1 protein-coding gene is annotated in these 897 nt (G+C 42.1%); it reads left to right on the top strand.

Annotation, left to right across the window (positions count from 1 at the left end; all coding sequences use genetic code 11):
* Positions 1–74: 74 nt before the first annotated feature.
* Positions 75–897 (top strand): condensation domain-containing protein (locus tag A3766_RS26635; RefSeq protein WP_231883003.1); only part of this gene is annotated, 823 nt, incomplete at its 3' end.

Below are 897 nucleotides of genomic sequence, written 5' to 3'. Positions count from 1 at the left end.
CTGTCCTGATGGATCCAAAGGCTTCAAGTGCTTTTAACGAATCCTTTACCTTAAAGTTTAAAGGAGAGCTCAGAGTGCCTGCTCTCATCAATGCACTTGAGCTAACCGTTGCAAGGCATGATGCTCTCAGAGCCAGTTTTTCTGAAGATGGCACAAGCTTTAGAGTATTCGACTATCAGGAAATTCAATGCGGCTTAGAAAATATTGAAAAACAAGCTCTTGAAGAACTTATTGAAAGCGAAGCCCGCGAGCCTCTGGACCTAGTCAATGGCCCTTTATTCAGAGTTCGCTTACTGAAAGAGTCGGATACCTGTCACTACCTGATATTCACTGCTCATCATATTATTTGTGATGGCTGGTCTCTTGGCATCGTGATCGCAGATTTGTCAGCCTTTTACAATAGCACCGTAAAGGGAAATTCGGCTGATTTAGAAGAAGCATACTCTTTTGTTGATTTTGCAGGTCAATCTTCAGAGAACGAGGACAAACAATATTGGCTAGATAAATTTTCAAAAAGAATTCCCGATTACGAGCTTATATTAGATAAAGACCGCCCCAAGAATAGAACCTTCAATGCGCGCCGAATAGATGTTGATGTCGACCTAGATCTAATCACTGAAATTAAGAAAAGTGCAGCCAGCATAGGATGCAGCCTAAGCGCTTATACAATGGCGATCTATTTTATTGCCTTGCAGCGCTGGACAGGAGAGTCCTTTTTAGCAGTAGGAATGCCAACCGCAGCACAACCCGGTATCGCTCCGAATTCTTTGATTGGTCATTGTGTTTCGACAGTTCCTATCGTCAGTGAGCTAAATCCTTCTATATCAGTTGCTCAAGCAATACACGAAATTAGTGAAGAGATTCTAGACGCTTTTGAACATCAGAACTTTACCTTTG

The sequence above is a fragment of the Oleiphilus sp. HI0132 genome, assembly GCF_001635845.1.
The sequence above is the reverse complement of the archived record's forward strand: the minus strand, read 5'-3'. Positions and strand labels throughout refer to the sequence as shown.